Source organism: Streptomyces sp. a15 (genome assembly GCF_059026085.1).
In genome coordinates this window covers 126,567-153,072 of the sequence record NZ_JBWLKM010000002.1, presented here as the reverse complement: position 1 = coordinate 153,072, position 26,506 = coordinate 126,567, and the positions used below count along the sequence as shown (strand labels likewise).

24 protein-coding genes are annotated in these 26,506 nt (G+C 69.7%); 23 read left to right on the top strand and 1 reads right to left on the bottom strand.

From position 1 onward, the window contains the following. Position 1 precedes the first annotated feature (1 nt). The 11 genes from AC5P09_RS03685 to nusB all read left to right on the top strand — a co-directional run bounded on the left by AC5P09_RS03685 (position 2) and on the right by nusB (position 12,588). On the top strand, positions 2 to 352 hold the full coding sequence (locus AC5P09_RS03685) for a hypothetical protein (RefSeq protein ID WP_493872420.1): 351 nt from the start codon (positions 2 to 4) through the stop codon (positions 350 to 352). After that, positions 352 to 3,024 (top strand): alanine--tRNA ligase, encoded by a 2,673-nt coding sequence (gene alaS / locus AC5P09_RS03680; protein WP_493872419.1) that lies wholly within the window; start codon positions 352 to 354, stop codon positions 3,022 to 3,024. Before AC5P09_RS03685 ends, alaS begins: the two co-directional genes overlap by 1 nt. A gap of 35 nt (positions 3,025 to 3,059) precedes the next feature. Beyond that, entirely contained in the window at positions 3,060 to 3,524 is a 465-nt protein-coding gene (gene ruvX / locus AC5P09_RS03675; RefSeq protein WP_493872562.1) for a Holliday junction resolvase RuvX, read from the top strand. A 121-nt stretch (positions 3,525 to 3,645) separates the two neighbouring features. Next, positions 3,646 to 5,421, top strand: a complete 1,776-nt coding sequence (gene mltG, locus AC5P09_RS03670; protein WP_493872418.1) for an endolytic transglycosylase MltG — start codon at positions 3,646 to 3,648, stop codon at positions 5,419 to 5,421. Next, complete coding sequence (locus AC5P09_RS03665; protein WP_493872417.1) at positions 5,402 to 6,241, top strand: shikimate dehydrogenase; 840 nt, start codon at positions 5,402 to 5,404, stop codon at positions 6,239 to 6,241. Before mltG ends, AC5P09_RS03665 begins: the two co-directional genes overlap by 20 nt. A 187-nt stretch (positions 6,242 to 6,428) precedes the next feature. Continuing rightward, positions 6,429 to 7,613, top strand: a complete 1,185-nt coding sequence (aroC, locus tag AC5P09_RS03660; protein ID WP_493872416.1) for a chorismate synthase — start codon at positions 6,429 to 6,431, stop codon at positions 7,611 to 7,613. Then, complete coding sequence (gene aroB / locus AC5P09_RS03655; RefSeq protein WP_493872415.1) at positions 7,610 to 9,259, top strand: 3-dehydroquinate synthase; 1,650 nt, start codon at positions 7,610 to 7,612, stop codon at positions 9,257 to 9,259. Before aroC ends, aroB begins: the two co-directional genes overlap by 4 nt. A 166-nt stretch (positions 9,260 to 9,425) precedes the next feature. Continuing rightward, positions 9,426 to 10,292 carry a Pro-rich N-terminal domain-containing protein gene (locus AC5P09_RS03650; RefSeq protein ID WP_411148972.1) on the top strand — a complete coding sequence of 289 codons (867 nt, stop codon included), beginning with the start codon at positions 9,426 to 9,428 and terminating at the stop codon, positions 10,290 to 10,292. 137 nt (positions 10,293 to 10,429) lie between these two features. Next, the gene (locus AC5P09_RS03645; RefSeq protein ID WP_493872414.1) at positions 10,430 to 11,536 is read left to right on the top strand and encodes an aminopeptidase P family protein; all 1,107 of its coding nucleotides are present in this window, start codon (positions 10,430 to 10,432) and stop codon (positions 11,534 to 11,536) included. 48 nt (positions 11,537 to 11,584) lie between these two features. Beyond that, on the top strand, positions 11,585 to 12,151 hold the full coding sequence (gene efp / locus AC5P09_RS03640) for an elongation factor P (protein WP_030038547.1): 567 nt from the start codon (positions 11,585 to 11,587) through the stop codon (positions 12,149 to 12,151). Between the two features lie 2 nt (positions 12,152 to 12,153). Next, the gene (gene nusB / locus AC5P09_RS03635; RefSeq protein ID WP_493872413.1) at positions 12,154 to 12,588 is read left to right on the top strand and encodes a transcription antitermination factor NusB; all 435 of its coding nucleotides are present in this window, start codon (positions 12,154 to 12,156) and stop codon (positions 12,586 to 12,588) included. Between the two features lie 212 nt (positions 12,589 to 12,800). Here the strand turns inward: nusB and bldD are convergent, their stop codons facing one another. Continuing rightward, positions 12,801 to 13,304 (bottom strand): transcriptional regulator BldD, encoded by a 504-nt coding sequence (bldD, locus tag AC5P09_RS03630; RefSeq protein WP_217239608.1) that lies wholly within the window; start codon positions 13,302 to 13,304, stop codon positions 12,801 to 12,803. Positions 13,305 to 13,557: 253 nt separating this feature from the next. Between bldD and pyrR the strand changes: the two genes are divergently transcribed. From pyrR to coaBC, 12 genes are all read left to right on the top strand, one after another. After that, a complete protein-coding gene (gene pyrR, locus AC5P09_RS03625) occupies positions 13,558 to 14,127 on the top strand; it encodes a bifunctional pyr operon transcriptional regulator/uracil phosphoribosyltransferase PyrR (RefSeq protein ID WP_307673463.1) in 570 nt (189 codons plus the stop codon). Between the two features lie 87 nt (positions 14,128 to 14,214). Further along, positions 14,215 to 15,192, top strand: a complete 978-nt coding sequence (locus tag AC5P09_RS03620) for an aspartate carbamoyltransferase catalytic subunit (RefSeq protein ID WP_493872412.1) — start codon at positions 14,215 to 14,217, stop codon at positions 15,190 to 15,192. 5 nt (positions 15,193 to 15,197) lie between these two features. Beyond that, on the top strand, positions 15,198 to 16,484 hold the full coding sequence (locus AC5P09_RS03615; RefSeq protein ID WP_493872411.1) for a dihydroorotase: 1,287 nt from the start codon (positions 15,198 to 15,200) through the stop codon (positions 16,482 to 16,484). Then, the gene (locus AC5P09_RS03610; protein ID WP_493872410.1) at positions 16,481 to 17,047 is read left to right on the top strand and encodes a PH-like domain-containing protein; all 567 of its coding nucleotides are present in this window, start codon (positions 16,481 to 16,483) and stop codon (positions 17,045 to 17,047) included. Before AC5P09_RS03615 ends, AC5P09_RS03610 begins: the two co-directional genes overlap by 4 nt. Next, on the top strand, positions 17,044 to 18,201 hold the full coding sequence (gene carA, locus AC5P09_RS03605; RefSeq protein ID WP_493872409.1) for a glutamine-hydrolyzing carbamoyl-phosphate synthase small subunit: 1,158 nt from the start codon (positions 17,044 to 17,046) through the stop codon (positions 18,199 to 18,201). The genes AC5P09_RS03610 and carA overlap by 4 nt, the downstream gene beginning before the upstream one ends. Then, entirely contained in the window at positions 18,194 to 21,502 is a 3,309-nt protein-coding gene (gene carB / locus AC5P09_RS03600) for a carbamoyl-phosphate synthase large subunit (protein ID WP_493872408.1), read from the top strand. The genes carA and carB overlap by 8 nt, the downstream gene beginning before the upstream one ends. A gap of 63 nt (positions 21,503 to 21,565) precedes the next feature. Further along, complete coding sequence (locus AC5P09_RS03595) at positions 21,566 to 22,672, top strand: quinone-dependent dihydroorotate dehydrogenase (protein WP_493872407.1); 1,107 nt, start codon at positions 21,566 to 21,568, stop codon at positions 22,670 to 22,672. Beyond that, positions 22,669 to 23,511 carry an orotidine-5'-phosphate decarboxylase gene (gene pyrF, locus AC5P09_RS03590; RefSeq protein WP_493872406.1) on the top strand — a complete coding sequence of 281 codons (843 nt, stop codon included), beginning with the start codon at positions 22,669 to 22,671 and terminating at the stop codon, positions 23,509 to 23,511. The genes AC5P09_RS03595 and pyrF overlap by 4 nt, the downstream gene beginning before the upstream one ends. A 277-nt stretch (positions 23,512 to 23,788) precedes the next feature. Beyond that, a complete protein-coding gene (locus tag AC5P09_RS03585; protein WP_003977346.1) occupies positions 23,789 to 24,112 on the top strand; it encodes an integration host factor in 324 nt (107 codons plus the stop codon). 60 nt (positions 24,113 to 24,172) lie between these two features. Beyond that, positions 24,173 to 24,730 carry a guanylate kinase gene (gene gmk, locus AC5P09_RS03580; RefSeq protein ID WP_307673456.1) on the top strand — a complete coding sequence of 186 codons (558 nt, stop codon included), beginning with the start codon at positions 24,173 to 24,175 and terminating at the stop codon, positions 24,728 to 24,730. 53 nt (positions 24,731 to 24,783) lie between these two features. After that, positions 24,784 to 25,056, top strand: a complete 273-nt coding sequence (rpoZ, locus tag AC5P09_RS03575; protein WP_003988945.1) for a DNA-directed RNA polymerase subunit omega — start codon at positions 24,784 to 24,786, stop codon at positions 25,054 to 25,056. 123 nt (positions 25,057 to 25,179) lie between these two features. Then, on the top strand, positions 25,180 to 26,382 hold the full coding sequence (coaBC, locus tag AC5P09_RS03570) for a bifunctional phosphopantothenoylcysteine decarboxylase/phosphopantothenate--cysteine ligase CoaBC (protein ID WP_493872405.1): 1,203 nt from the start codon (positions 25,180 to 25,182) through the stop codon (positions 26,380 to 26,382). Positions 26,383 to 26,506 lie beyond the last annotated feature (124 nt).

Sequence of the window (26,506 nt, the reverse complement as noted above, 5' to 3'; positions counted from 1 at the left end):
GATGTTCCGCCGTACCTTCTGGTTCACCTCGGGCGTCGCCGCCGGTGTGTGGGCCACCACCAAGGTCAATCGCAAGCTGAAGCAGCTGACCCCCGAGAACCTCGCCGTGACCGCGGCGAACAAGGCGCTCGATGCCGGTCACCGCATCAAGGACCGCGCGGTGGGCTTCGCGCTGGACGTCCGCGACAACATGGCCCAGCGGGAGGCGGAGCTGGGTGACGCCCTCGGGATCAACGAGAACCCCGAGCTCCCCTCCCCCCGGCGGTACGCCGCCATCGAGAACCGCAACAACCCGAAGTCCGTCGAGAGCGACAGGACGACATACTCGTACAACCGGAATGAGGACCACTGATGGAGTCGGCCGAGATTCGTCGCCGCTGGTTGAGCTTCTTCGAGGAGCGCGGGCACACCGTCGTCCCTTCGGCGTCGCTCATCGCGGACGACCCGACTCTGCTCCTCGTCCCGGCCGGCATGGTGCCCTTCAAGCCCTACTTCCTGGGTGAGGTCAAGCCGCCGTTCCAGCGCGCCACCAGCGTGCAGAAGTGCGTGCGCACGCCGGACATCGAAGAGGTCGGCAAGACCACGCGGCACGGCACCTTCTTCCAGATGTGCGGCAACTTCTCCTTCGGCGACTACTTCAAGGAAGGCGCCATCAAGTACGCCTGGGAGCTGCTCACCACGCCCCAGGACAAGGGTGGTTACGGACTGGAGCCGGAAAAGCTCTGGATCACCGTCTACAAGGACGACGACGAGGCCGAGCGCATCTGGCACGAGGTCGTCGGCGTGCCCAAGGAGCGCATCCAGCGCCTCGGCATGAAGGACAACTACTGGTCCATGGGCGTTCCCGGCCCGTGCGGCCCCTGTTCCGAGATCAACTACGACCGCGGCCCCGAGTTCGGCGTCGAGGGCGGCCCCGCCGTCAACGACGAGCGGTACGTGGAGATCTGGAACCTCGTCTTCATGCAGTACGAGCGCGGCGAGGGCATCGGCAAGGACAACTTCGAGATCCTGGGCGACCTGCCGAGCAAGAACATCGACACGGGCCTCGGCATGGAGCGCCTCGCCATGATTCTGCAGGGCGTGCAGAACATGTACGAGATCGACACCTCCATGGCCGTCATCAAGAAGGCCACCGAGCTGACCGGTGTCGAGTACGGCCAGGCCCACGACTCCGACGTCTCCCTGCGCGTGGTCACCGACCACATGCGCACGTCCGTGATGCTCATCGGCGACGGCGTGACCCCCGGCAACGAGGGCCGCGGCTATGTCCTGCGCCGCATCATGCGCCGCGCCATCCGCAACATGCGTCTGCTCGGTGCCACCGGCCCGGTCGTCAAGGACCTGATCGACACGGTCATCGAGATGATGGGGCAGCAGTACCCGGAGCTGGTCACCGACCGCGAGCGGATCGAGAAGGTCGCCGTCGCCGAGGAGAACGCCTTCCTCAAGGCCCTCAAGGGCGGCACGAACATCCTCGACACCGCCGTCACCGAGACCAAGCAGGCCGGCGGCACCGTCCTGTCCGGCGACAAGGCCTTCCTGCTCCACGACACCTGGGGCTTCCCGATCGACCTCACCCTGGAGATGGCCGCCGAGCAGGGCCTCTCCGTGGACGAGGACGGTTTCCGCCGTCTGATGAAGGAGCAGCGGGAGCGCGCCAAGGCCGACGCCCAGGCCAAGAAGACCGGCCATGCCGGCGTCGGCGCCTACCGCGAGATCGCCGACAAGGCCGGCGAGACCGACTTCATCGGCTACTCGGACACCGAGGGCGAGTCCACGATCGTCGGGATCCTCGTCGACGGTGCCTCCTCCCCGGCCGCCACCGAGGGCGACGAGGTCGAGATCGTCCTGGACCGCACCCCGTTCTACGCCGAGGGCGGCGGCCAGATCGGCGACACCGGCCGGATCAAGGTGGACACCGGTGCCGTCATCGAGATCCGCGACTGCCAGAAGCCGGTGCCCGGCGTGTACGTCCACAAGGGCGTCGTCCAGGTCGGCGAGGTCACCGTCGGCTCCAAGGCCCACGCCTCGATCGACTCCCGGCGCCGCACGGCCATCGCCCGCGCCCACTCGGCCACGCACCTGACCCACCAGGCCCTGCGCGACGCCCTCGGCCCGACGGCCGCCCAGGCCGGTTCCGAGAACCAGCCCGGCCGCTTCCGCTTCGACTTCGGTTCCCCCGCCGCCGTTCCCACGGCCGTGATGACCGACGTGGAGCAGAAGATCAACGAGGTGCTCGCCCGCGACCTGGACGTCCGCGCCGATGTCATGGGCATCGACGAGGCCAAGAAGCAGGGTGCCATCGCCGAGTTCGGCGAGAAGTACGGCGAGCGCGTCCGTGTCGTCACCATCGGCGACTTCTCCAAGGAGCTGTGCGGCGGCACGCACGTCCACAACACCGCCCAGCTGGGCCTGGTGAAGCTGCTCGGCGAGTCGTCGATCGGCTCGGGTGTGCGCCGTATCGAGGCCCTCGTGGGTGTCGACGCCTACAACTTCCTCGCCCGTGAGCACACGGTCGTCGCCCAGCTGCAGGAGCTGGTCAAGGGTCGTCCGGAGGAGCTTCCGGAGAAGGTCTCCGCCATGCTCGGCAGGCTGAAGGACGCTGAGAAGGAGATCGAGAAGTTCCGCGCCGAGAAGGTCCTCCAGGCCGCCGCCGGTCTCGCCGGGTCGGCCAAGGACGTCCAGGGCGTCGCTCTGGTGACCGGTCAGGTCCCGGACGGCACCACCCCCGACGACCTGCGCAAGCTGGTCCTCGACGTGCGCGGCCGCATCCAGGGCGGCCGGGCCGCCGTGGTCGCCCTGTTCGCCGTCAACAACAGCAAGCCGCTGACCGTGATCGCCACCAACGAGGCCGCCCGCGAGCGCGGCCTCAAGGCCGGCGACCTGGTCCGTACGGCCGCCAAGACCCTCGGCGGCGGCGGTGGCGGCAAGCCGGACCTCGCCCAGGGCGGCGGCCAGAACCCGGCCGCCGTCGGCGAGGCCGTCGAGGCCGTCGAGCGGCTCGTGGCGGAAACGGCCAAGTGAGCGCCGAGGTCCGAGAGAGTGACGACGGCCGGGGCATGCGCCGCGGCCGTCGACTCGCGATCGACGTCGGGGACGCCCGCATCGGGGTCGCCTCGTGCGACCCCGACGGGATCCTCGCCACTCCGGTGGAGACGGTCCCCGGCCGGGACCTCCCCGCAGCTCACCGTCGGCTGAAGCAACTGGTCGAGGAGTACGAGCCGATCGAGGTCGTGGTCGGCCTTCCCCGCTCCCTCAAGGGGGGCGAGGGCCCGGCCGCGGTGAAGGTCCGCGGCTTCGCCCAGGAGCTCGCCCGGGGCATCGCCCCCGTCCCGGTCCGGCTCGTGGACGAGCGGATGACCACGGTGACGGCCAGTCAGGGACTGCGTGCCTCGGGCGTGAAGTCGAAAAAGGGCAGATCGGTCATCGACCAGGTAGCCGCCGTGATCATCCTTCAACAGGCCCTGGAATCCGAACGGGTGTCAGGTAAAGCACCCGGCGAGGGCGTCGAAGTGGTCATCTGATCGCGATACGGTAACGTTCCGCGCGATGCGGAGGTGTTCGAACAGCCACCGCACAAAGAGAGGCGGAACGGGAGCCGAGCCGAAAGCCGCGCAACCGCCGCCTCGCGGCTCTAGGGGATCGATGACTGAGTATGGCCGGGGCGAAGGCTCCGAACCGTGGCATCCGGAGGACCCGTTGTACGGGGATGACGGATGGGGTGGACAGCAGGCCCAGGCGGGTCAGCAGTCCCCCTACGGCGGCCAGCCGCAGCACCATCCGGAGCAGCCGCAGCAGCCGCAGTACGACAATGGAGGCTGGGGCGACGGCCAACAGGCCGCATACGGTCAGGCGCAGCAGCACTACCAGCAGCAGTACGGCGAGCAGCAACAGTACGATCAGCAGCAGTACAACCAGCAGTACGGCGACCAGCAACAGTACGACCAGCAGCACGGCGAGCAGCAGCAGTACGGCGGGCAGCAGTACGATCAGCAGCAGTACGCGCCCCAGCCCCAGCAGCAGTACGACAACAGCGGCTGGGCCACCGGCGCGCACGAGCCCGTCCAGTACCCCGATCCGTCGGACCCGTACGGGCAGCAGCAGGGCATGTCGTACGGCGGCCAGCAGCAGCCCGACTTCTACGGCACCCCGGACGCCTACCCGCCGCCGGAGCCGCTCGCCCGTCGGCGCGCCGAACCCGAACCGCAGCAGCCCGACTGGGATCCCGGTCCCGATCAGGGCGAGCACGCGTTCTTCTCGGGCGCCGACGACGACGAGGACGACTCGGACGAACCGAAGGGCGACCGCGGCGACCGCAAGGGACGCGGCGGCAAGCCGAAGAAGCGCCGCAGCGGATGCGCGTGTCTGGTGGTGCTGCTGGTGTTCGGCGGAGGATTGGGCGGAGTCGGATATTTCGGCTACCAGTTCTACCAGGATCGTTTCGGCTCGGCTCCGGACTACGCCGGGGACGGTACGAGCGAGCTGGTATCCGTCGTCATCCCCAAGGGCGCCTACGGGTCGACGATCGGTCAGAAGCTGAAAGAAGCCGGCGTGGTCAAGAGCGTCGACGCGTTCGTGGCAGCTCAGGAGCAGAACGCCAAAGGCAAGACGATCCAGGCCGGCGCCTATCTGCTGAAGAAACAGATGTCCGCCGACAGTGCCATCGAGATGATGCTCGACCCCAAGAGCCAGAACAATGTGCTGGTCAAGCCGGGCGAGCGCAATATCAGCGTCTACAAGACGATCGACGCGAAACTCGAATTGTCGTCCGGCACCACCAGGAAGATCGCCGAGAAGGAGTTCGAGAGCCTCGGGCTGCCTGGCTGGGCGAACGACAACAAAGACATAAAGGATCCGCTGGAAGGATTCCTCTACCCCGGCACCTATCCCGCCGCCAAGGGCATGAAGGCCGAGACGGTCCTGAAGGAGATGGTGACCCAGGCGGCGAAGAAGTACGACGAGTTCGACGTGGAGGCAAAGGCCAAGGCGCTCAAACTGGACAACCCGCTGCAGGTCGTCACCGTCGCCAGCCTCGTCCAGGCCGAGGGCAAGACCGAGGACGACTTCCGCAAGATGGCGGAGGTGATCTACAACCGCCTCAAGTCCACGAACACCGAGACCAACCGGAAGCTGCAGTTCGACTCGACCTTCAATTACCTGAAGAACGAGAGCAACATCAACATCAGCGAGTCGGAGATCAACAGCAACCAGGACCCGTACAACACGTACACGCAGGAGGGTCTGCCGCCCGGTCCCATCGGTAACCCCGGTGACGAGGCGATGAAGGCGACGGAGAATCCGACCGACGAGGGCTGGCTCTACTTCGTGGCGACCGACGGTGTGAAAAAGACCGAATACGCGAAGACCTTCGCGGAATTCGAAAGGCTCAAGGACAAGTTCAATGAGAGCTCGGGCAGCTGACGCCCGCCGGGCCGCCGTGCTCGGCAAGCCCATCGCGCACTCCCTCTCGCCCGTGCTGCACCGCGCCGCGTACCAGGAACTGGGCCTGACGAACTGGTCGTACGACCGGTTCGAGCTCGACGAGGCCGCCCTGCCGGGTTTCTTCGCGGAACTCGGCCCGGAGTGGGCCGGGCTCTCGGTGACCATGCCGCTCAAGCGGGCCGTCATCCCGCTGCTCGACGACATCAGCGAGACCGCTGCCTCGGTCGACGCGGTCAACACGGTCGTGTTCACCGAGGACGGCCGCCGGGTCGGCGACAACACCGACATCCCCGGCATGGTCGCCGCCCTGCGCGAACACGGCATCGAACAGGTCGACTCCGCCGCGATCCTCGGCGCCGGCGCCACCGCCTCCTCCGCGCTCGCCGCCCTGTCCCGGATCTGCACCGGCGAGGTCGTCGCGTACGTCCGCAGCGAGGCCCGTGCCGCCGAGATGCGGCAGTGGGGCGAGCGGCTGGACATCGAGCTCCGCACGGCGGACTGGGCGGACGCCGAGCAGGCCCTGCGCGCACCGCTCGTCGTCGCGACCACCCCGGCCGGTGCGACCGACGCGCTGTCCTCGGCCCTGCCGGAACGCCCCGCCACTCTCTTCGACGTGCTCTACGACCCGTGGCCCACCGAGCTCGCCGCCCGCTGGTCCGCGTACGGCGGGGCCGTCGTCAGCGGACTCGACCTGCTGGTGCACCAGGCGGTCCTGCAGGTGGAGCAGATGACGGGCCGGACCCCTGCCCCGCTGGACGCGATGCGCAAGGCGGGCGAGCACGCGCTCGCCGCCCGCTAGGAGCCGCTCGGCCGCCGTCGGGACAGCCGTGTCCCGTCCGCCCTGTGGACCGGCGGCCGATCCCCGTGCCCGGACGTGGGAGGATCGGAGGTGGCGGGCCAGGGCCGCGCACCTGGTCGGGCCGTCGCCGTACGCGAGGACGCGCGTACGAAGGGCAGTACCAGGGCGCGAGCACTGAGGAGCACCGTTGAGCAGGTTGCGCTGGCTGACCGCGGGGGAGTCCCACGGTCCCGCACTCGTGGCGACGCTGGAGGGACTTCCCGCCGGCGTGCCGATCACCACGGAGATGGTGGCGGACCACCTGGCCCGGCGCCGGCTCGGTTATGGACGCGGTGCGCGCATGAAGTTCGAGCGTGACGAGGTCACGTTCCTCGGCGGTGTGCGGCACGGCCTCACTCTGGGCTCCCCGGTGGCGGTGATGGTGGGCAACACCGAGTGGCCGAAGTGGGAGCAGGTCATGGCGGCCGACCCCATCGACCCCGAGATCCTCGCGGGCCTGGCCCGCAACGCCCCGCTGACCCGGCCGCGCCCCGGCCACGCCGACCTGGCCGGCATGCAGAAGTACGGCTTCGACGAGGCCCGGCCGATCCTGGAGCGCGCCTCCGCCCGGGAGACGGCGGCCCGGGTGGCACTGGGCGCGGTGGCCCGGTCGTACCTGAAGGAGACGGCCGGCATCGAGATCGTCAGCCACGTCGTCGAGCTGGCCGCGGCGAGGGCGCCCTACGGCGTCTACCCCAAGCCCTCCGACGTCGAGAAGCTGGACGCCGACCCGGTGCGCTGCCTGGACGCGGACGCGTCGAAGGCGATGGTCGCGGAGATCGACCAGGCCCACAAGGACGGCGACACCCTCGGCGGCGTGGTCGAGGTGCTGGCGTACGGCGTGCCGGTGGGCCTGGGCTCGCACGTGCACTGGGACCGCAGGCTGGACGCCCGGCTGGCCGCCGCCCTGATGGGCATCCAGGCCATCAAGGGCGTCGAGGTCGGCGACGGCTTCGACCTGGCGCGCGTGCCCGGCTCGAAGGCGCACGACGAGATCCTCGCCACCGACGAGGGCATCCGGCGGGCCACCGGCCGTTCCGGCGGCACCGAGGGCGGCCTGACCACCGGTGAGCTGCTGCGGGTGCGGGCGGCGATGAAGCCGATCGCGACCGTGCCGCGCGCGCTGCAGACGGTCGACGTGGCCACCGGCGAGCCCGCGCAGGCCCACCACCAGCGCTCGGACGTGTGCGCGGTGCCGGCCGCCGGCATCGTCGCGGAGGCGATGGTCGCGCTGGTCCTTGCGGACGCGGTCGCGGAGAAGTTCGGCGGCGACAGCGTGGGTGAGACCCGCCGCAACGTCCGGTCGTACCTCGACAACCTCCCGGTCCGATGAGCGCTGTGCCTGTGGTCGTCCTGGTCGGGCCGATGGGCGTCGGCAAGTCCACCGTCGGGCAGTTGCTCGCCGAGCGGCTCGGCGTCGGCTATCGGGACACCGACGACGACATCGTCGCGGAGCAGGGCCGGTCCATCGCCGAGATCTTCGTCGACGAGGGTGAGCCGGACTTTCGCGCGATCGAGAAGCGGGCGGTGCGCCGGGCGCTCGCCGAGCACGACGGTGTACTCGCGCTGGGCGGCGGCGCGATCCTGGACGAGGACACCCGCGCGCTGCTCACCGGGCAGCGCGTCGTCTACCTCTCCATGGACGTCGAGGAAGCCGTCAAGCGCACCGGCCTGAACGCCGCCCGGCCGCTGCTCGCGGTCAACCCGCGCAAGCAGTGGCGCGAACTGATGGAGGCGCGGCGGCACCTGTACGAGTCGATCGCCACGGCGGTCGTGTCCACGGACGGCCGTACGCCCGAAGAGGTCACCCAAGCCGCCCTGGACGCACTGGAGTTGAAGACTGTAATTCCCGGGGGACAACCCCCGGACCCCCGGCCGGAGGACGTAATGGCAGACCAGGTGACGAGGATCCAGGTCGGCGGTACCGCGGGCAGCGAGCCCTACGAGGTACTGGTGGGCCGGCAACTCCTTGGCGAGCTCGCCGGGTTGATCGGCGACAAGGCCAAGCGGGTCGCGATCGTCCACCCCGAGGCGCTGGCCGAGACCGGCGACGCGCTGCGCGGCGACCTGGCCGAGCAGGGCTTCGAGGTCGTCGCCATCCAGGTGCCGAACGCGGAGGAGGCCAAGACCGCCGAGGTCGCCGCCTACTGCTGGAAGGCACTCGGCCAGTCCGGCTTCACCCGCACCGACGTCGTCGTCGGTGTCGGCGGCGGCGCGACCACGGACCTCGCCGGGTTCGTGGCCGCGACCTGGCTGCGCGGGGTGCGCTGGATCGCCGTCCCCACCACCGTGCTGGCCATGGTGGACGCGGCCGTCGGCGGCAAGACCGGCATCAACACCGCCGAGGGCAAGAACCTCGTCGGCGCCTTCCACCCGCCGGCCGGCGTGCTGTGCGACCTGGCCGCGCTCGACTCCCTCTCGGTCAACGACTACGTCTCCGGGCTCGCCGAGATCATCAAGGCCGGCTTCATCGCCGACCCGACGATCCTGGAGCTCATCGAGTCCGACCCCGAGGCCGCCCGCACTCCGGCGGGCCCGCACACCGCGGAGCTCATCGAGCGGTCCATCCGGGTCAAGGCCGAGGTCGTCTCCTCCGACCTCAAGGAGTCGGGCCTCAGAGAGATCCTCAACTACGGCCACACGCTCGCGCACGCCATCGAGAAGAACGAGCGCTACAAGTGGCGGCACGGCGCCGCGGTCTCGGTCGGCATGCACTTCGCCGCCGAACTCGGCCGTCTCGCGGGCCGGTTGGACGACGCCACGGCCGACCGGCACCGCACGGTCCTCGAATCCGTCGGCCTGCCCCTGCACTACCGCTACGACCAGTGGCCCAAGCTGCTGGAGGCCATGAAGGTCGACAAGAAGTCCCGCGGCGACCTGCTGCGCTTCATCGTCCTGGACGGTCTGGCCAAGCCGACCGTTCTGGAGGGCCCCGACCCGGCGGTCCTCCTCGCCGCGTACGGCGAAGTGGGCGAGTAAGTCCCGCGGTACTCCATCCGCCCGATTCACCTTGCGCCACCGGGCACTTCGGACCGCCCCCGGCCGTTTCACCAAACGACGGCCGGGGGCGGTACCGTTCGGTAGCGAAGCGGGAATCCCCCGCGCTGTCAGCGCCCATTGCCTGTACGAGACGGAGTGGCACCGGATGCAGCACGCAGTGGGTTCTCCGCTGCCGCCGCCCCACCAGCCGGGGCACGGACCGGTCGCCGGCTGGTCGCCGGCCGCACATCCCCCGGGTCCGCAGCACCCGGGCGCACACCAGGGTTCCGCCCCCGTGCCCCCACCGCCTCCTCCCGCTCCGGGCTTCACCGGCGCGCCCTCGGCGCCGGTACCGCCCGCACCGCAGCACGCCCCGGTCCCGCCGGTGCCGGAGACCACCGGCCATGTGCCGTTGCCGCCCGGCGGTCCCGTCGCCATGCCGAGCGCGCCGCCCGCCACGACCGCCGACCCGGCCGCCACGACCCTCGCGGTTCTGCTCATCGGCCCGGCCGGCGCCGGAAAGACGAGCGTCGCCCGGTACTGGGCGGGCCGCCGCCGGGTCCCCACCGCCCACATCAGCCTCGACGACGTACGCGAATGGGTCCGCTCGGGCTTCGCCGACCCGCAGTCCGGGTGGAACGACCACTCCGAGGCCCAGTACCGCCTCGCCCGCCGCACCTGCGGCTTCGCGGCCCGCAATTTCCTGGCCAACGGCATCTCCTGCATCCTCGACGACGCCGTCTTCCCCGACCGCCCGGTCGTCGGCCTCGGCGGCTGGAAGCGCCACGTGGGCCCGGGCCTGCTGCCGGTGGTTCTGTTGCCGGGCCTCGAGATCGTCCTGGAGCGCAACGCCGAACGCTCGGGAAACCGCCGCCTCACCGACGAAGAGGTCGCCCGCATCCACGGCCGCATGGCCGGCTGGTACGGCTCCGGCCTCCCCATCATCGACAACTCCCAGCTGGACGTACCACAGACGGCTCAGGTCCTGGACGAGGTACTGGCAAGGTCGATAGCCAGCCCACCGAGCTGGTAGGCGTTCAGGGGCGCGGGGAACTGCGCGCTCAGCCCTCACCGGCCCGCACCCGGCACACAACACCCGCACGCACCCCGGTCCCCCAAACGGCACCCTCTCAACCAGCACAATCCGGACACCGCTCCTACGCTCGTGTCATGTCAGAGGTCTACGGTGCCCGCCGAACCCGCCTACGGGAACGCTGCCAAGCCAGCGGCAGCGCCTCCGCGCTGGTGACCCGCCCCGCCAACGTCCGCTACCTCGCAGGCACCGCCCCGCACGGCGCCGTCCTGCTGCTCGGCAGGACCGAGGACCTGCTGCTGTGCCCCGGCCCACCGGACGACCGCCCTGCCGAAGGCCGGCCCGACGAGGCGCTGCGCGTGCAGAGGTTGCCCGGACCCGGTGGCGATCCGGCCGTCGCCGCCGCCGACCTCGCGGCAGGGCAAGGCGGTGAGTCCCTCGCCGTGGAGGAGCATCACCTGACCGTCGCCCGGCACCGCGCCATCCGCTCGGTCGTGCCCCGGCTGCGCCTCGCGGATCTGGGCGGCGCCGTCGAGCAGCTGCGGGTGGTGAAGGACGAGGAGGAGATCTCCTGCCTCAGGATCGGCGCCGAAATCGCCGACCAGGCCCTCGGCGAACTGCTCGAGTCCATCCTCGTCGGCCGTACCGAACGTCACCTGGCCCTGGAACTGGAGCGTCGCCTGGTCGACCACGGTGCCGACGGTCCCGCCTTCGCGACCTCCGTCGGTACCGGCCCGAACTCCGGCAGACGCGGCCACCGCCCCACCGACCGGCGGGTCGAGGAGGGTGACTTTCTGTCCGTCTGCCTCGGTGCGACCTACCGCGGCTACCGGTGCGAGATCGGCCGTACCTTCGTCATCGGTACGTCCCCCGCGGACTGGCAGATCGAGCTGTACGACCTCGTCTTCGCCGCCCAGCGGGCCGGACGGGAGAGTCTCGTACCCGGCGCCGCCTACCGCGACGTGGACCGCGCCGCACGCCAGGTACTGGACTCCGCGGGGTACGCGGAGGGCCTTCCGGCCCTGACGGGGCACGGTGTGGGACTCGAAATCGACGAGGACCCGCAGCTGGCCCCCGCGGCCATGGGTAAACTGGACGCTTGCGTGCCGGTCACCGTCGAACCGGGGGTTCACCTCCCGGGCCGGGGCGGCGTCCGGATCGATGACACGCTCGTCGTCCGCCCCGAGGCGGACGGCGGCCCAGAGCTACTCACCATCACGACCAAGGAGCTGCTCGCGCTGTAGGCGTGTGCCCCCGGGGTCGTCCACGTCAGTCCAGGAGATTCCGCAACCGTGGCTTCCACGAACGACCTCAAGAACGGCCTGGTGCTCAAGCTCGACGGAGGCCAGCTGTGGTCCGTCGTCGAGTTCCAGCACGTCAAGCCCGGCAAGGGCCCGGCCTTCGTGCGCACCAAGCTGAAGAACGTGCTTTCCGGCAAGGTCGTCGACAAGACGTTCAACGCCGGCGTCAAGGTCGAGACGGCCACGATCGACAAGCGCGACATGCAGTTCTCCTACATGGACGGCGAGTACTTCGTCTTCATGGACATGGAGACCTACGACCAGCTCATGGTCGACCGCAAGGCTGTCGGCGACGCCGCCAACTTCCTGATCGAGGGCTTCACCGCCACCGTGGCGCAGCACGAGGGCGAGGTGCTCTTCGTGGAGCTGCCGGCCGCTGTCGAGCTCGTCATCCAGGAGACCGAACCGGGCGTCCAGGGCGACCGCTCCACCGGTGGCACCAAGCCCGCCATCCTGGAGACCGGTCACCAGATCAACGTCCCGCTCTTCATCACCACCGGTGAGAAGATCAAGGTCGACACCCGCACGAGCGACTACCTCGGCCGGGTGAACAGCTAACCGTGGCTGCCCGCAACACGGCCCGCAAGCGCGCCTTCCAGATCCTCTTCGAGGGTGACCAGCGCGACGCGGACGTCCTGACGGTCCTCGCGGACTGGATCCGGCTCTCCCGGGACGACACCCGGCAGCCGCCGGTGAGCGAGTACACGATGCAGCTGGTCGAGGGGTACGCGCAGCACGCGAAGCGCATCGACGAGCTGATCGCCCAGTACTCGGTCGGCTGGACGCTCGACAGGATGCCCGTCGTCGACCGCAACATCCTGCGCCTCGGCGCCTACGAGCTGATCTGGGCGGACGAGACGCCCGACGCCGTCGTCCTCGACGAGATGGTGCAGCTGGCGAAGGAGTTCTCCACGGACGAGTCGCCCTCGTTCGTGAACGGCCTGCTCGGCCGGTTCAAGGAACTCAAGCCCTCGCTGCGCCGCGACGAGGCCTAGCGCCACGACGAGGCACAGGAGCCGCCACGAGGCGCCGGAGGACCGGCGCGATCGGCACGCATCGCCCAAGGGCCCGCAGCGGTGACGCTGCGGGCCCTCGGGCGTCCCTGTGCCCCGGAGCCCCGTCAGGCCCGCAGAAAGCCGCCGGGGTAGCTGGAACCGTGAAGTTCCGGCCACCCCGGCGGCACGTTTCTGCTCAGGTGAGAAGCGGCTCAGCTGTCCTCGTGGGAGGCCACCGCACGGCGCGCGTCCGCGTCCAGGACGCCCCAGCTGATCAGCTGCTCGGTGAGGACCGAGGGCGACTGGTCGTAGATGACGGCGAGTGTGCGCAGGTCGTCCTGGCGGATCGAGAGCACCTTGCCGTTGTAGTCACCGCGCTGGGACTGGATGGTGGCGGCATACCGCTGGAGGGGACCCGCCTTCTCGGCCGGCACGTGGGCCAGCCGCTCCAGGTCGAGGACCAGCTTCGGCGGCGGCTCGGCGGCCCCGCCCGGCGTGGTGCCCGGCAGCAGCTCCTGCACCGGAACGCCGTAGAAATCCGCCAGCTCGGCAAGTCGCTGCACGGTCACGGCGCGGTCGCCGCGCTCGTACGAACCGACCACGACGGCCTTCCAACGACCCTGGGACTTCTCCTCGACACCGTGGAGGGAAAGGCCCTGCTGGGTGCGGATGGCCCGGAGCTTGGCCCCGAGCTGTTTGGCGTATTCGCTGGACATATAGCTCCCCGGACACTGTGTCGACGCGACTGGGTTGTTTCCATGCCGCGCGGCTGGTAACTCACTGTGAGGTTACGCAGCGTTACTCTTCCGCGTCAAGCCGAATGGTCCGCACCGACTCTTCCGTGGTATCGGTGGCCGGTTGGGCCAAGGGGGTGATCAGGGACGTCGTCCCGGCCTGCTACCGTGGATGGCGCAAATCCGACGTCCTTTAAGGTCCGTCCCGTGAGGCGGAGAAGGAGGTCCGTTTCTTATGGACACTCAAGCGTCCGATGCAAGGCCAGTGCTCGAAGGCCCTGACATCGCGCGGGTACTGACCCGCATCGCCCACGAGATCGTCGAGCGCGCCAAGGGCGCCGACGACGTGGTGCTCCTCGGCATTCCCACCCGGGGCGTCTTCCTCGCCCAGCGGCTCGCCGCCAAGCTCGAGGAGATCACCGACCGCAAGATCCCGGTCGGCTCCCTCGACATCACCATGTACCGCGACGACCTGCGCATGCACCCGCCGCGTGCGCTGGCCCGCACCGACATCCCCGGTGACGGCATCGACGGCAGGCTGGTCGTCCTCGTCGACGACGTGCTCTTCTCCGGCCGCACCATCCGAGCCGCCCTCGACGCCCTGAACGACATCGGGCGCCCCCGCGCGGTCCAGCTCGCGGTCCTCGTCGACCGGGGCCACCGCGAACTGCCCATCCGCGCCGACTACGTCGGCAAGAACCTCCCCACGTCGCTGCGGGAGACGGTCAAGGTCCAGCTCGCCGAGGAGGACGGTCGCGACACCGTGCTGCTCGGTGTGAAGACCTCCCCGACGCGCGAGCAGTAGCCGCACTCGGTCGTACGTCCCCGAGTGCGCCCCCGCACGCCCGCGCGCGAAATCTCCCGACCTGAACTGCCTTACGGAGCCTGACAGATGCAGCGTCATCTCATCTCGGCCGCCGACCTCACCCGCGACGACGCCGTCCTGATCCTCGACACCGCCGAGGAGATGGCCCGGGTCGCCGACCGGCCGATCAAGAAACTGCCGACCCTGCGCGGCCGAACCGTCGTCAACCTCTTCTTCGAGGACTCCACCCGGACCCGGATCTCCTTCGAGGCCGCCGAGAAGCGCCTGTCCGCGGACGTCATCAACTTCTCCGCCAAGGGGTCGAGCGTGTCCAAGGGCGAGTCCCTGAAGGACACCGCCCAGACCCTCGAAGCCATGGGCGTGGACGCCGTCGTGATCCGGCACGGCGCCTCCGGAGCCCCGTACCGCCTCGCCAACTCCGGGTGGATCGACGCGGCCGTGATCAACGCCGGTGACGGCACCCACCAGCACCCGACGCAGGCCCTGCTGGACGCCTTCACCATGCGCCGCCGGCTCGTCGGGCGGGACGCCGGGATCGGGCAGGACCTCGACGGCAAGCGGATCACGATCGTCGGTGACATCCTGCACAGCCGGGTGGCCCGCTCCAACGTCGACCTGCTGCACACCCTCGGTGCCGAGGTCACCCTGGTCGCCCCGCCCACCCTGGTGCCGGTCGGCGTCGAGACCTGGCCCTGCGAGGTCTCCTACGAGCTGGACAGCACCCTTTCCAAGTCCGACGCGGTGATGATGCTGCGCGTCCAGCGGGAACGCATGAACGCGGCGTTCTTCCCGACCGAGCGCGAGTACGCGCGGCGCTACGGCCTCGACGGCGAGCGCATGGCGAAGATGCCCGAGCACGCCATCGTGATGCACCCCGGTCCGATGGTCCGCGGCATGGAGATCACCGCCGAGGTCGCCGACTCCGAGCGCTGCACCGTCGTCGAGCAGGTCGCAAACGGAGTCTCCGTCCGGATGGCCGTCCTGTACCTGCTTCTGGGCGGCAACGAGCCCGCCCTCAGCCCCACCCGTATCGAGGAGAAGTAAGACAGATGAGCAAGATCCTGATCCGCGGTGCGAAGGTGCTCGGCGGCGAGCCGCAGGACGTGCTGATCGACGGCGCGACCATCGCCGAGGTGGGCGTCGGTCTGTCGGCCGAGGGCGCCGAGGTCGTCGAGGCCGGCGGCAAGGTGCTGCTGCCGGGTCTGGTGGACCTGCACACCCACCTGCGCGAGCCTGGCCGCGAGGACTCCGAGACCGTGCTGACCGGCACGCGGGCAGCCGCCTCCGGGGGCTACACCACCGTGTTCGCCATGGCCAACACCTTCCCGGTCGCCGACACCGCCGGCGTGGTCGAGCAGGTCTACCGGCTCGGCCAGGAGCACGGCTACTGCGACGTGCAGCCCATCGGTGCCGTCACCGTCGCCCTGGAGGGCCGCAAGCTCGCCGAGCTGGGCGCGATGCACGAGTCGGCCGCCGGCGTCACCGTCTTCTCCGACGACGGCAAGTGTGTCGACGACGCCGTGATCATGCGCCGGGCGCTGGAGTACGTGAAGGCCTTCGGCGGGGTCGTCGCCCAGCACGCGCAGGAGCCGCGGCTGACCGAGGGCGCCCAGATGAACGAGGGCATCGTCTCCGCCGAGCTGGGTCTCGGCGGCTGGCCGGCGGTGGCCGAAGAATCGATCATCGCCCGGGATGTCCTGCTCGCCGAGCACGTCGGCTCCCGCGTCCACATCTGCCACCTGTCGACCGCGGGCTCGGTGGAGATCGTCCGCTGGGCCAAGTCCCGCGGCATCGACGTCACCGCCGAGGTCACCCCGCACCACCTCCTCCTCACGGATGAGCTGGTGCGTACCTACAACCCGGTCTTCAAGGTCAACCCGCCGCTGCGCACCGAGCGAGACGTGCTCGCCCTGCGTGAGGCCCTCGCGGACGGCACGATCGACATCGTGGCCACCGACCACGCCCCGCACCCGCACGAGGACAAGGACTGCGAGTGGGCCGCGGCCGCCATGGGCATGGTCGGCCTGGAGACCGCGTTGTCGGTGGTCCAGGAGACGATGGTCGACACCGGGCTCCTCGACTGGGACCAGGTCGCTGACCGTATGTCCGTCAAGCCCGCACAGATCGGACAGGCCAAGGGACAGGGCCGTCCCGTCTCGGCAGGTGAGCCCGCCAACCTCACGCTCGTCGACACGGAATACCGTGGGTCCGTGGACCCCGCGGGCTTCGCCTCGCGCAGCCGCAACACCCCTTACGAGGGTCGCGAGCTGCCGGGCCGTGTCACGCACACGTGGCTCCGGGGCAAGGCCACGCTCGTCGACGGGAAGCTCACGTGACACCTGTAATTCTGCTGGCCGCCGAGAAGGAATCGGCTCAGGTCACCGACTGGGCCGCCCGCATCGGCTGGCTCGTCGGACTCGCCCTCTTCGTCGCGCTCGTCTACTGGCTGATGCGCGAGGGCTGGAAGTGGCGCGGCACGCTCCAGGGCGACCTGCCCCAGCTGCCCGACGCGCCTTCCGACCCGGGTGAGGCCACACTGACGATGAGCGGCCGCTACCACGGCTCCACCACCGCCGGGCAGTGGCTCGACCGCATCGTGGCGCACGGCCTGGGCACCCGCAGCCGGGTCGAGCTCACCCTGACGGACGCGGGACTGGACGTCGTACGGCCAGGAGCGACGGACTTCTTCGTCCCTCTCGAGGCGCTGCGCGAGGCCCGGCTCGACAAGGGCATCGCCGGCAAGGTGCTGACCGAGGGCGGGCTGCTCGTCGTGACCTGGGCGCACGGCGAGCGGCTGATCGACTCCGGGTTCCGCTCCGAGCGCGCGGCCGAGCACAACGAGTGGGTCGACGCAATCAACTCCATGATCAACAAGACGGAAACGGAAGGCGCACGATGACGACCTCCACAAGGGGAGCCGCCAAAACTCCCGCGGTACTCGTCCTGGAGGACGGCCGGATCTTCCGCGGCCGTGCCTACGGGGCCGTGGGGGTGACCTTCGGCGAAGCGGTGTTCTCCACCGGCATGACCGGCTACCAGGAGACCCTCACCGACCCGTCGTACCACCGCCAGGTCGTCGTGATGACCGCCCCGCACGTCGGCAACACCGGCGTCAACGACGAGGACCCCGAGTCGAAGCGGATCTGGGTCGCCGGATACGTGGTGCGTGACCCCGCGCGCGTGCCGTCCAACTGGCGCTCCCGCCGCACGCTCGACGAGGAGCTGGCCGCACAGGGTGTCGTCGGTATCTCCGGCATCGACACGCGCGCGCTGACCCGCCACCTGCGCGAGCGCGGCGCCATGCGCGTCGGCATCTTCTCCGGCCAGGCGCTGCCCGACGACGGCACCATGCTCACCGAGGTACGCCAGGCCCCCGAGATGAAGGGCGCGAACCTCTCCGCGGAGGTCGCCACCAAGGAGACGTACGTCGTCCCGGCGATCGGCGAGAAGAAGTTCACCGTCGCCGCCGTCGACCTCGGCATCAAGGGCATGACCCCGCACCGCATGGCCGAGCGCGGCATCGAGGTGCACGTGCTGCCGGCGACGGCGTCCGTCGAGGAGGTGTACGCGACCGGCCCGGACGGCGTGTTCTTCTCCAACGGGCCCGGCGACCCGGCCACCGCCGACCACCCGGTAGCGCTGATGCAGGCGGTGCTGGAGCGCGGGACCCCGCTCTTCGGCATCTGCTTCGGCAACCAGATCCTGGGCCGCGCGCTGGGCTTCGGCACCTACAAGCTGAAGTACGGCCACCGCGGCATCAACCAGCCGGTGCAGGACCGTTCCACCGGCAAGGTCGAGGTCACCGCGCACAACCACGGCTTCGCCGTCGACGCCCCGCTCGACAAGGTGTCCGACACGCCCTACGGCCGCGCCGAGGTCTCCCACGTGTGTCTCAACGACAACGTGGTGGAGGGGCTGCAACTGCTCGACCGCCCCGCCTTCAGCGTCCAGTACCACCCCGAAGCGGCAGCCGGCCCGCACGACGCCGCCTACCTGTTCGACCGCTTCACGTCTTTGATGAGCACAGTCCTGATGGAGGGCCAGCGTGCCTAAGCGCACCGATATCCAGTCCGTCCTGGTCATCGGCTCCGGCCCGATCGTCATCGGCCAGGCCGCCGAGTTCGACTACTCCGGCACCCAGGCGTGCCGCGTGCTCAAGGCCGAGGGCCTGCGCGTCATCCTGGTCAACTCCAACCCGGCGACGATCATGACCGACCCGGAGATCGCCGACGCCACCTACGTCGAGCCGATCACCCCGGAGTTCGTCGAGAAGATCATCGCCAAGGAGCGGCCGGACGCGCTGCTGCCCACCCTGGGCGGCCAGACGGCCCTCAACACCGCGATCTCCATGCACGAGCAGGGTGTGCTGGAGAAGTACGGTGTCGAGCTGATCGGCGCCAACGTCGAAGCCATCAACAAGGGCGAGGACCGCGACCTCTTCAAGGGCGTCGTCGAGGCCGTCCGCGAGAAGATCGGGCACGGCGAGTCCGCCCGGTCCTACATCTGCCACTCGATGGACGACGTACTCAGGGGCGTCGAGCAGCTCGGCGGCTACCCGGTCGTGGTCCGCCCCTCCTTCACCATGGGTGGCGCCGGCTCCGGCTTCGCCCACGACGAGGAGGAGCTGCGCCGCATCGCCGGCCAGGGCCTCACGCTCTCCCCGACCACCGAGGTGCTCCTGGAGGAGTCCATCCTCGGCTGGAAGGAGTACGAGCTGGAGCTGATGCGCGACAAGAACGACAACGTGGTGGTCGTCTGCTCCATCGAGAACTTCGACCCGATGGGCGTCCACACCGGTGACTCGATCACCGTCGCGCCCGCGATGACGCTCACCGACCGTGAGTACCAGCGCCTGCGCGACATCGGCATCGCGATCATCCGCGAGGTCGGTGTCGACACCGGCGGCTGCAACATCCAGTTCGCGGTGAACCCCGTCGACGGCCGCATCATCGTCATCGAGATGAACCCGCGGGTGTCGCGCTCCTCGGCCCTCGCGTCGAAGGCCACCGGCTTCCCGATCGCCAAGATCGCCGCCAAGCTGGCCGTCGGCTACACCCTCGACGAGATCCCGAACGACATCACGGAGAAGACCCCGGCCTCCTTCGAGCCGACCCTCGACTACGTGGTCGTGAAGGCCCCGCGCTTCGCCTTCGAGAAGTTCCCGAGCGCCGACTCCACGCTGACCACGACCATGAAGTCGGTCGGCGAGGCCATGGCGATCGGCCGCAACTTCACCGAGGCCTTCCAGAAGGCGCTGCGCTCGCTGGAGAAGAAGGGCTCGCAGTTCACCTTCGTCGGCGAGACGGGCGACAAGAAGGAGCTCCTGGAGGCTTCGGTCCGCCCGACCGACGGCCGGATCAACACGGTCATGGAGGCGATCCGCGCCGGTGCCACGCAGGAGGAGATCTTCGAGTACACGAAGATCGACCCCTGGTTCGTGGACCAGCTGTTCCTGATCAAGGAGATCGCGGACGAACTCGCCGCCGCCGAGCGTCTGGTCCCCGAGCTGCTCGCCGAGGCCAAGCGGCACGGCTTCTCCGACCAGCAGATCGGCGAGATCCGGGGCCTGCGCGAGGACGTCGTGCGCGAGGTGCGGCACGCGCTCGGCGTGCGCCCGGTGTACAAGACGGTCGACACCTGCGCCGCCGAGTTCGCCGCGAAGACGCCGTACTTCTACTCCTCCTACGACGAGGAGAGCGAGGTCGCCCCCCGCGAGAAGCCGGCCGTAATCATCCTGGGCTCCGGACCCAACCGCATCGGCCAGGGCATCGAGTTCGACTACTCCTGCGTCCACGCCTCCTTCGCGCTGAGCGACGCCGGCTACGAGACCGTGATGGTCAACTGCAACCCGGAGACCGTCTCCACGGACTACGACACCTCCGACCGCCTGTACTTCGAGCCGCTGACGCTGGAAGACGTGCTGGAGATCGTCCACGCGGAGGCGCAGGCCGGCCCGATCGCGGGCGTCATCGTGCAGCTCGGCGGCCAGACCCCGCTGGGCCTCGCGCAGGCGCTCAAGGACAACGGCGTACCGGTCGTCGGCACGCCCCCCGAGGCCATCCACGCCGCCGAGGACCGCGGCGCCTTCGGCCAGGTCCTCGCCGAGGCCGGTCTCCCGGCCCCCAAGCACGGCACCGCCACCACCTTCGCGGGCGCCAAGGCCATCGCCGACGAGATCGGCTACCCGGTCCTGGTGCGGCCCTCGTACGTCCTCGGCGGGCGCGGCATGGAGATCGTGTACGACGAGACCCGGCTGGAGTCGTACATCGCCGAGTCGACCGAGATCAGCCCCTCCCGGCCGGTCCTGGTCGACCGCTTCCTCGACGACGCGATCGAGATCGACGTCGACGCCCTGTACGACGGCGAGGAGCTCTACCTCGGCGGTGTCATGGAGCACATCGAGGAGGCCGGCATCCACTCCGGCGACTCGGCGTGCGCCCTGCCCCCGATCACGCTGGGCGGCTTCGACATCAAGCGCCTGCGGGCCTCCACGGAGGCCATCGCCAAGGGCGTCGGCGTCCGCGGCCTGATCAACATCCAGTTCGCGATGGCGGGCGACATCCTGTACGTCCTCGAAGCCAACCCGCGTGCTTCCCGCACCGTCCCCTTCACCTCGAAGGCGACCGCGGTGCCGCTGGCGAAGGCCGCCGCCCGGATCTCGCTGGGCGCGACCATCGCCGAACTGCGCGCGGAGAGGCTGCTTCCGGCGAAGGGCGACGGCGGCGAGCTCCCGTTCGACGCGCCGATCTCCGTCAAGGAGGCCGTCATGCCGTGGTCCCGCTTCCGCGACATCCACGGGCGGGGCGTCGACACGGTCCTCGGCCCGGAGATGCGCTCCACCGGCGAGGTCATGGGCATCGACTCCGTCTTCGGCACGGCGTACGCCAAGTCGCAGGCCGGGGCCTACGGTCCGCTGCCGACCAAGGGCCGCGCCTTCATCTCGGTCGCCAACCGTGACAAGCGCTCGATGATCTTCCCGGCACGCGAACTGGTCGCCCACGGCTTCGAACTGCTCGCCACCTCCGGCACGGCCGAGGTCCTCAAGCGCAACGGCATCAACGCCACGATCGTGCGCAAGCAGTCCGAGGGCACCGGCCCGAACGGCGAGAAGACCATCGTCCAGCTCATCCACGACGGCGAGGTCGACCTCATCGTCAACACCCCGTACGGCACCGGCGGCCGCCTCGACGGCTACGAGATCCGTACGGCGGCCGTGGCGCGGTCCGTGCCGTGTCTGACGACCGTCCAGGCGCTCGCTGCGGCCGTCCAGGGCATCGACGCCCTCAACCACGGAGACGTGGGCGTCCGTTCGCTCCAGGAACACGCGGAACACCTGACCGCGGCCCGCGACTAGCAGCCCTGAGGGGGACACCGGAAGGTGTCCCCCTCTTCATGAGGACCCCAGAGGACTCCCGCGATGTACAAGCTCTTCTTCCGTCTGGTCTTCCAACGGATGGACCCCGAGAAGGCCCATTACCTGGCCTTCCGCTGGATCCGACTCGCCGTCCGGATCCCCGTGCTGCGGACGTTCGTCGCCGCCGCCCTCGCTCCCCGCCACAAGGAACTGCGCACGCAGGCCTTCGGGCTGCGGATGCACGGCCCCTTCGGGCTGGCCGCCGGCTTCGACAAGAACGCCGTCGCCATCGACGGCATGACGATGCTCGGCTTCGACCACGTCGAGATCGGCACGGTCACGGGGGAGCCGCAGCCCGGCAACCCCAAGAAGCGGCTGTTCCGCCTCGTGAAGGACCGCGCGCTGATCAACCGCATGGGCTTCAACAACGAGGGCTCCCTGGCCGTCGCCGCCCGCCTGGCCTCCCGTACGCCCGTCTTCAGGACGGTCGTCGGCGTCAACATCGGCAAGACCAAGGTCGTCCCCGAGGACGAGGCCGTCCTCGACTACGTGAAGTCGACCGAGCGGCTGGCGTCGTACGCCGACTACCTGGTCGTGAACGTGTCGTCGCCGAACACGCCGGGGCTGCGCAATCTGCAGGCCGTCGACCATCTACGCCCCCTGCTGAGCGCCGTCCGCGAGGCCGCCGACCGTACGGTCACCTCGCGCCGTGTGCCGCTCCTGGTGAAGATCGCGCCCGACCTGGCCGACGAGGACGTCGACGCGGTGGCCGACCTGGCCGTGGAGCTCGGCCTGGACGGGATCATCGCCACCAACACCACCATCGCGCGCGACGGCCTCGGTCTGACGTCGGAGGCCGGCCTGGTGAAGGAGACCGGGGGGCTGTCCGGAGCACCCCTGAAGGCACGCTCCCTGGAGGTGCTGCGTCGCCTCTACGCGCGCGTGGGCGACCGGATCACCCTCGTGGGCGTCGGCGGCATCGAGAACGCCGAGGACGCCTGGCAGCGCATCCTGGCGGGCGCCACCCTCGTGCAGGGATACAGCGCCTTCGTCTACGAGGGCCCCTTCTGGGCCCGAGCCATCCACAAGGGGCTCGCTGCCCGTCTGCGGACGAGCCCGTACGCCACCCTTGCCGACGCGGTCGGCGCCGACGTGAGGAAGACGGCATGACTCTGGAGCCCTTCGGCGCACGCCTGCGCCGGGCGATGGACGAGCGCGGCCCTTTGTGTGTCGGCATCGACCCGCACGCCTCCCTGCTCACCGAGTGGGGTCTGAACGACGACGTGGCAGGCTTGGAGCGGTTCAGCCGCACGGTCGTCGAGGCGATGGCCGACCGGGTCGCCGTCCTCAAGCCGCAGAGCGCGTTCTTCGAGCGCTTCGGGTCGCGCGGTGTCGCCGTCCTCGAGAAGTCGGTCGCCGAGGCGCGGCAGGCCGGCGCGCTGGTCGTGATGGACGCCAAGCGCGGCGACATCGGCTCGACCATGGCCGCGTACGCCGAGTCCTTCCTCCACAAGGACGCCCCGCTCTTCTCCGACGCGCTGACCGTCTCGCCGTACCTCGGCTACGGGTCGCTCAAGCCGGCCGTCGAGCTGGCGAAGGAGAACGGCACCGGTCTGTTCGTGCTGGCGCTGACCTCCAACCCGGAGGGCGGCGAGGTTCAGCACGCCGTCCGCGCGGACGGTCGCAACGTCGGAGCGACGATGCTGGCCCACCTGGCCACCGAGAACGCGGGGGAGGGGCCCCTGGGCTCCTTCGGGGCGGTCGTGGGCGCCACGCTCGGCGATCTGTCGTCGTACGACCTCGCCATCAACGGTCCGCTGCTGGCGCCCGGGATCGGTGCGCAGGGTGCCACTCCCGCAGATCTTCCCGGCGTTTTCGGCGCGGCCGTGCGCAACGTCGTGCCGAACGTCAGCCGGGGTGTGTTGCGCCACGGTCCCGACGCGGTCGCTCTGCGTGACGCCGCGGACCGCTTCGCGGAGGAGATCAGGGCCGCGGTGGCGGCCGCCTGAGGCTCCCTGCTGACGCGCTCGAGTCATCCGATGAGTGGTTCGAGGCAGACTTGAGTCTGAATACATCCTCAAATCCGGGGCAGTATGTCTGAAATGTCCGGCCTGACGGAGGCTGACCAGGACTTTTCCGCTGTTCTCGCTGACTCTGGCGCACTTGGCCGCTAGTCTCCGACGAGAGTGAACGGGCAAGCGTGTTGCTCGTAGCTCCCCAGGTGTGGGGCGACTAGGTTCCTCACCGGTCCGTATCCGACAGTTCGACATCCGAGGTGACGTAGGCGTGGCTCTTCCGCCCCTTACCCCTGAACAGCGCGCAGCCGCGCTCGAAAAGGCCGCCGCGGCTCGCCGGGAGCGGGCCGAGGTCAAGAATCGACTCAAGCACTCCGGCGCCTCCCTGCACGAGGTCATCAAGCAGGGCCAGGAGAACGACGTCATCGGCAAGATGAAGGTCTCCGCGCTGCTTGAGTCCCTGCCTGGCGTGGGCAAGGTCCGCGCCAAGCAGATCATGGAGCGACTCGGCATCTCCGAGAGCCGCCGTGTGCGCGGCCTCGGTTCCAACCAGATCGCCTCCCTGGAGCGTGAGTTCGGCAGCACCGGCTCCTGATCCCGGGTACTCCGGGCAAGGTAGTCCCGGGCACTCCGGGATTGCTGGAATAATCGCTGCATGAGTGAACGTCCGCGGCTGACCGTGCTCTCCGGCCCCTCCGGGGTCGGCAAGAGCACGGTCGTCGCTCATATGCGCAAGGAACACCCCGAGGTCTGGCTCTCGGTGTCGGCGACGACCCGCAGGCCCCGCCCCGGCGAGAAGCACGGAGTCCAGTATTTCTTCGTCACCGACGAGGAGATGGACAAGCTGATCGCCAACGGCGAGCTGCTGGAGTGGGCCGAGTTCGCCGGCAACCGCTACGGCACGCCGCGTGCGGCCGTGCTGGAGCGACTGGAGGCGGGCGAGCCCGTGCTCCTGGAGATCGACCTCCAGGGTGCCCGGCAGGTCCGCGAGTCCATGACGGACGCCCAACTGGTGTTCCTGGCTCCTCCCTCCTGGGAGGAGCTCGTGCGCAGGCTCACCGGGCGGGGCACCGAGCCGCCCGAGGTGATCGAGCGCCGTCTGGACGCGGCGAAGGTCGAACTGGCGGCTGAGCCGGAGTTCGACGAGACCCTGGTCAACACCTCTGTCGAGGACGTGGCTCGTGAGCTGCTATCTTTGATGGATGTTGTGTGATCACGACTGATGTGATCACGACCGATCTTTTCCCATCCATCGGAAGGTAGAGCGTGTCCTCTTCCATCTCCGCGCCCGAGGGCATCATCAACCCGCCGATCGACGAGCTTCTCGAGGCCACGGACTCGAAGTACAGCCTCGTGATCTACGCGGCCAAGCGGGCCCGCCAGATCAACGCGTACTACTCGCAGCTCGGCGAGGGCCTCCTCGAGTACGTCGGTCCGCTCGTGGACACCCATGTCCACGAGAAGCCGCTGTCGATCGCCCTGCGCGAGATCAACGCGGGTCTGCTGACGTCCGAGGCCGTCGAGGGCCCGGCGCAGTAGTATTTTCAGCTTGCGGTTAGCTTTTCCACAGGCCCGGCAGCGCGACTGCCGGGCCTGTGGTGTGTGATGGAGCCGTGTACGGCGGAGCCGCGGCGTACGTTTTCCGAGGTGCGGGGAGAGACGGTGGACAAGCCGAAGGTCGTTCTGGGCGTCAGCGGTGGCATCGCCGCGTACAAGGCCTGTGAGCTGCTGCGCAGACTGACCGAGTCCGGGCACGACGTCCGGGTGGTGCCGACCGCCTCCGCCCTGCACTTCGTCGGCGCCGCCACGTGGTCCGCCCTCTCCGGCCACCCGGTCTCGACCGAGGTGTGGGACGACGTGCACGAGGTCCCGCACGTCCGCATCGGACAGCACGCCGACCTGGTGATCGTCGCCCCGGCCACCGCGGACATGCTCGCCAAGGCCGCCCACGGCCTCGCCGACGACCTCCTCACGAACACCCTCCTCACCGCCCGCTGTCCGGTCGTCTTCGCGCCCGCCATGCACACCGAGATGTGGGAGCACCCGGCCACCCAGGAGAACGTGGCGACGCTGCGCCGCCGGGGCGCCGTGGTCATCGAGCCGGCCGTCGGCCGCCTCACCGGCGTCGACACGGGCAAGGGCCGGCTGCCCGAGCCCGCCGAGATCTTCGAGGTCTGCCGTCGGGTGCTGGCCAGGGGAGTGACCGAACCGGACCTCGTCGGCCGGCACGTCGTCGTCAGCGCCGGCGGCACCCGCGAACCCCTCGACCCGGTGCGCTTCCTCGGCAACCGCTCCTCCGGCAAGCAGGGCTACGCCCTCGCCCGCACCGCCGCCGCCCGGGGCGCCCGGGTCACGCTGCTCGCCGCGAACACCGGCCTGCCCGACCCGGCGGGCGTGGACGTCGTCCCGGTCGGCACGGCCGTACAGCTGCGCGAAGCGGTACTGAAGGCCGCCGCGGACGCCGACGCGGTCGTCATGGCCGCCGCGGTGGCCGACTTCCGGCCCGAGAGGTACGCGGCCGGGAAGATCAAGAAGAAGGACGACCAGGAACCGGAGCCCATCGTGCTCGTACGGAATCCAGACATTCTCGCGGAGATCTCGGCCGACCGGGCTCGTCCCGGCCAGGTGGTCGTCGGATTCGCCGCCGAGACGGACGACGTGCTGGCCAACGGCCGTACGAAGCTGCACCGCAAGGGGTGCGACCTCCTCGTGGTGAACGAGGTGGGGGAGCGCAAGACGTTCGGCTCGGAGGAGAACGAGGCCGTGGTGCTGGGCGCCGACGGCAGCGAGACCCCGGTCCCGTACGGCCCCAAGGAAGCCCTGGCCGAAACCGTCTGGGACTTGGTGGCCGAACGCCTGAGCTGAGTGTTTCCTTCGGCCCAAGGTCGTCGGCGCTCCGCAGATTGGGGCGTGGCGCCCCTGGCCAAGCCCGCTCGGGATTGGGCAGAATGCCCGTGCCGCAGGTCACAGCACTCCCGAGAGGCGAGAC